Raw genomic sequence first — 4,608 nt, forward strand, 5'->3', positions numbered from 1 at the left:
GTCGTAGTGGGCGAAGCGGCGCAGACTTGCCTCGATGCCGCCGAGGACGATCGGGGTGCCCGGGAAGAGAGACCTGACCATATTTGCGTAGACGATCACCGCCCTGTCGGGGCGGCGGAGCTGCCCGCCCGGCGAGTAAGAGTCTGTACTCCGTCTCTTCTTCCGCGGGGTGAAGGCGTTGACCATCGAGTCGACGTTCCCCGAAGAGATGCTGAAAAAGAGTCTGGGCCTGCCGAGACGGAGGAAATCGTCCGGCTTTTTCCAGTCGGGTTGCGCGATAACGCCGACGGTGTAACCCGCGTCCCAGAGCACTCTCCCGATGATCGCGGTCCCGAAGGAGGGGTGGTCGACGTAGGCGTCGCCGGTGATGAGGATGACGTCGAACTCCTCGATGCCGAGGGCGTCGGCTTCCTTGCGGGTCATGGGGAGGAAGGGTGGCTGCGGGATCATGCCTGCAGATATCCTCCCCTGTGAAGAAAAACCTGTGTTATGGAGACCGTGTATACGTCAGGGCGATACCGAGGCCGTTTCTGGAGAGAGTGTCCGTCCTGGTGCTGAGATAGAGGATTGATTCTGTATGGCCGGGGAGGGTGAGGCGGTATGTGCGCATCCCTTCGAACATGATCTTCGACTCCTCCTTCCAGAACGCCGGCCGGGTGCGTGTTTCCTCTGTAAGATTCTCCGGGACGGTCGTGAGGGTGCCGGTGCCGTCAGGGTGGAGGACAAGTTCCTCGTGAGAGGACGGGTCGGAGATCCATCTGCCGACGACCGGATCGGCCGGTTTCCCTGCGGGTGTATATGTGGGCAGGGGTGCCGGCGCAGGTTCATAGGTCATGGGAGGTGCGCCCGGATCTGCGCTGGTGACGGCCTCTGTCTCTCCACCCACCCCGCTGGTGGCGAAGAGGAAGACGAAGATGAAGAGAAATGTCAGAACCGTGATGATGCCGAGGGCTGTTTCCCCTTTCATGGTGAGGGTGTCGCCTGCAGGCCTTTTTATATCTGCCTGTTTTGGCCTGCGGGAAATATCCCCTTGAAATCGTGCAGATATCAAAAATATAGGATATATTTCTTGATTCTCTCTATCCCGGGCAGTTCCTGGGACACACCAGATATTAATCTCCCCCTGTCAGAGGTGTTCCCGCAACCTCCGCAGGTCGATGGTCAGGCCGATCACCTCCGCCTTCCCGAGGGCATTGGCGATGAGGGGCACGAGCACAGGCAGGGCCCGCCTGGTCATGCCCCTGACGCCGGTCCCGGGCGAGAAGCCCCGTGCCGCCTGCGCCTCGCTGATCTTCGTCCCCTCGATCTGGAGGTGGGGGACGAAGCGCAGGGCGACGAGGGCCATCAGGGCGTAGTCGGCGGGGAAGCCGATCCTCCGCAGGGCCCTGACAAGGGCGGTCGGCATGGTCGTGGCCACCAGGATCTGGAAGGCGAAGACCATGGCGCAGAAGCGGAGGGCAAGGGCAAGGCCGAAGGAGAGGCCGATCTCCGGGATGGTGAGGACGGTGATGGCGACGAGGAACCCGCCAAGGAAGGCGAGGAGCGGGACCTGCTGTGCGATGTCCCTGCCCGTGCCTGCAACAACGCCGAGGGCCACGAGGCCAAGGACCATGCCGCCGAGGACGAGGGGATCGTTTGTGAGGACGGCAAGGATGACGACCGCAGCGACGCCCCCGATCTTTGCGACAGGGTTCATACGGTGGAGGAAGCCGGTGCCGCTCCTGTACTGGAAGATCTCCTGCATGTCTCCGCTCCGTGCGTGGTGTCTTCGACGATCTGTCCTTTTTCCATCTTGATGGTCCGGCTGGCATACCGCGCCGCAAGCCCGTGGTCATGGGTGACCATGACGACGGCCTTCCCCTCCCTGCAGAGTCGCTGCAGGTGGTCCATGACGATGCCCGCCTCCTCGGGTGCAAGCCCGGTGGTCGGTTCGTCGAGGACGATCACCGCCGGGTCCATCGCAAGGACGCAGGAGACGGCGAGGCGCTGCCTTTCACCGCGGCTGAGGTGGCGGGGGTAGGCGTCCTTCCGTGCAAGGAGGCCGACGGCTGAGAGGGCCGCCCGTGCCGCTCTCTCCGGGTCGGGTACGCCGGTGTTCCTTACCCCGAAGAGGACCTCGCGCTCTGCCGTCTCCTCGAAGAGCATCGTGTCCGGGTTCTGGAAGACGAGGCCCGCCTTCCGCGCGAGGGCGGCGACGGGGTGCTTCTTCGTGTCCATGCCGCAGACCTCGACAGTTCCCCTGTCGGGGAGGAGGAGGCCGTTCAGGTGCCTGATCAGGGTGGTCTTCCCTGACCCGTTCTCACCGGTGATCGCCACGCACTCCCCTGCCCTGACGGCGAGGTCGAGGGGGCCGAGGGAAAAACCGTTGCCATAGGCATGGACAAGGCCGGCGACCCTGACCGCGGGCATGCCGGTCGTCGCGGCCTCCGCCGGTCGCCCGCCCCGGAGCGGCGCAGTTCCGGCTCCGGTGGCGACCCGCCCTCCTTCGAGCCTCACGACGCGGTCGGCGATCCCGGCGAAGGGGCCGGGCGTGTTCTCTGCAAGGAGGATCGCCGTCCCCTTCTCCTTCAGGGCGGCGAGGATCCCTGCCACTCTCGCCGCATGGGCGGAGTCGAGTTCTGCGGCGGGCTCGTCCAGAACCAGCACAGGCCTCCCGCCCGCGATCGCAGCGCCGAGTACGGTCCGCTGTTTCTCGCCACCGGAGAGGGTGTGCGGCGCCCGCTCCCTGAGATGCACCAGATCCATCATTGCAAGGACCTCCGCGGTGTCTGTCCCCTCGCCGCAGGCCGATGCGATCTCCTCTTCGACGGTGGAAAGGATGAGCTGGGCGTCGGCATCGTCGAAGGTCATGCCGGCGACAGAGGCGATCTCTTCCATGTCCCGGTAGGCGGCCGCATCCTTCCCGGCGATCCTGACCTTTCCCTGCATGGTGCCGTCATAGCCGTGAGCGAGGACGCCGCCTGCGGCGCGGCAGAGGGTGGTCTTCCCGGCCCCGGTCGGGCCGGTGAGGAGGACGAGTTCACCGGCCCCGACGGAGAGGTCCACACCCTCCAGGGCCGGGGCGTCTACCCCGGGATAGGTATAGGTGAGGCCGTCTATCCGGATCATGGATTTCTCCCCCGTGCGAGGGCCCGAGATGCAGGAACGGAGAGTGCCTGGGCGATCCCACCGTTCACGACGGCGGTCAGGACGACGATCGGGGCCGTCACCAGGACGAAGGCCCCGAGAGAGGGGAACTTCGTCAGGATCGTCGGCGCTATGGCAAGGGCGGCGACGGCAACGAAGGTCGCCCCCGAGGCAAGGGTCGCAACGAGGGTGGCGATGCCGGGCGCCAGGCCGACCCTCCCTTTCAGCGCCGTGTAGGCAAGGAGGCAGACGACCGCGCCGACAGGTTCTGAGATGAGGTTTGCGGGAGGGAAGACCGAGTGGCTGATGAGGGCGCAGACGATCCCGGCGACGACGCCGATGCCGACGGCCTCGCCGAAGGCCGGGACGATGAGGATGATCGCAAGGCAGTAGAAGGCGATGACCAGGTTCGAGACGATCGGGCCCGGGATCACCAGGGAGATATAGCGCATGATCGCGCCGGTGGCAAGCAGGATGCCTGCAATGGCAATGTCGCGTGATTTCATAGTATCGAGGTTCAGGGATATTCGATGGGCTGTGCTCGGGAGAGGAAAAGAGTGCGGCGGTCACCAGCGCCGGGGTGATCCCGGTGCGACGGGCCTTGGGCCCGCGGGGAGGGCAGTATGTTCTATCATGCGCATCTACGTACATTGTTGTGCATTGCAGTATATAATGGGTGCGGTGGGGGAGGGACCGCACCAGCAAAACCACGCACCGCGGCGAAAAAAGATATGAGATATCCGGCCCAGAGACCGGGCCGGGCCCGGGTATCGGGCCCGTTGTCCGGGGATGTATTCTTTACCGTCTCTTTCGTCTCTTATCCCCGAAGTCTTCGGGTTCGAACTCCTCATCAAACTCGTCGTACGACCGTTTCCGGTCTCTGCCCATATCTCTGTCGTTCATCTGGTTTCTGATCATTTTTGTCCCAGATCTGGACATAATTTCAGGTGATATGTCCAGATGTATAAATCTAATCGTTCGGCGCTGCGGTGTTTATATCTGATATGAGAAATTGTGTGGGGTTCGATCGATCCTCCATTCCGGCGTGGCGGAAGACGCCTGAAAGGTCGGCCTGGCAAAAAAATACGGTACCGGAATTCATCTCCCGTTCGGCCGCCTCGATGGAGAGTGCGGCGGCCAGGTTTTTCGGGTCGTTGAACTCCCTGAAACCCCTCTCGTCCCTGAATGCGACCGCCTTCCGTGCGCATTCGGACAGGTTCCATCTGTCGGGCATGATACACTTCTGGTCTTTCGTACGGTCCTTATTCGGGAGGTGCGGTAAGGGTATGCATGCTGTCACCGATATTCCGAACCGGAACCTGAAAATCATTTCTCTGGCGAGACTGCGGTATCTGTCGCAAACACCCAAAATGCTTGTTCTGGATATGGGTGCCGCAGACTCCTCTGTTTTATTCTTGAAAAAGAAGTATGGGCCCGCTGAGATTCGAACTCAGGACCTCCGCCATGTCAAGGCGACGTCAT

Annotated in this window: 6 protein-coding genes and 1 pseudogene; 1 reads left to right on the plus strand and 6 read right to left on the minus strand. The window is 62.8% G+C overall.

What is annotated here, in order from left to right; genetic code table 11:
- The 6 genes and pseudogenes from Q0520_RS11400 to Q0520_RS11425 form a co-directional block, all read right to left on the minus strand.
- Window positions 1–450: pseudogene (locus tag Q0520_RS11400) on the minus strand (YgiQ family radical SAM protein); the annotation flags it as partial.
- Window positions 451–487: 37 nt separating this feature from the next.
- Entirely contained in the window at window positions 488–967 is a 480-nt protein-coding gene (locus Q0520_RS11405) for a hypothetical protein (protein WP_298670196.1), read from the minus strand.
- 159 nt (window positions 968–1,126) lie between these two features.
- Entirely contained in the window at window positions 1,127–1,744 is a 618-nt protein-coding gene (locus tag Q0520_RS11410; protein WP_298670198.1) for an energy-coupling factor transporter transmembrane protein EcfT, read from the minus strand.
- Complete coding sequence (locus Q0520_RS11415) at window positions 1,693–3,108, minus strand: ABC transporter ATP-binding protein (protein ID WP_298670200.1); 1,416 nt, start codon at window positions 3,106–3,108, stop codon at window positions 1,693–1,695. Before Q0520_RS11415 ends, Q0520_RS11410 begins: the two co-directional genes overlap by 52 nt.
- Window positions 3,105–3,632, minus strand: a complete 528-nt coding sequence (locus Q0520_RS11420; protein WP_298670202.1) for a hypothetical protein — start codon at window positions 3,630–3,632, stop codon at window positions 3,105–3,107. The genes Q0520_RS11415 and Q0520_RS11420 overlap by 4 nt, the downstream gene beginning before the upstream one ends.
- Window positions 3,633–4,096: 464 nt before the next feature.
- Entirely contained in the window at window positions 4,097–4,360 is a 264-nt protein-coding gene (locus Q0520_RS11425) for a hypothetical protein (protein ID WP_298670203.1), read from the minus strand.
- 52 nt (window positions 4,361–4,412) lie between these two features.
- On the opposite strand from Q0520_RS11425, the gene Q0520_RS11430 reads away from it, so the two are divergent.
- Window positions 4,413–4,608: hypothetical protein (locus tag Q0520_RS11430; RefSeq protein WP_298670204.1), on the plus strand; the 196-nt coding region annotated here is incomplete at its 3' end.

This window comes from uncultured Methanofollis sp. (genome assembly GCF_937919355.1).
Classification (GTDB): Archaea; Halobacteriota; Methanomicrobia; order Methanomicrobiales; family Methanofollaceae; genus Methanofollis.

Coding starts and splice junctions, on each gene's coding strand:
- Q0520_RS11420 (WP_298670202.1), bottom strand. CDS start 3,632: ATGAAATCACGCGACATTGCCATTGCAGGCATCCTGCTTGCCACCGGC.
- Q0520_RS11415 (WP_298670200.1), bottom strand. CDS start 3,108: ATGATCCGGATAGACGGCCTCACCTATACCTATCCCGGGGTAGACGCC.
- Q0520_RS11425 (WP_298670203.1), bottom strand. CDS start 4,360: ATGCCCGACAGATGGAACCTGTCCGAATGCGCACGGAAGGCGGTCGCA.
- Q0520_RS11405 (WP_298670196.1), bottom strand. CDS start 967: ATGAAAGGGGAAACAGCCCTCGGCATCATCACGGTTCTGACATTTCTC.
- Q0520_RS11410 (WP_298670198.1), bottom strand. CDS start 1,744: ATGCAGGAGATCTTCCAGTACAGGAGCGGCACCGGCTTCCTCCACCGT.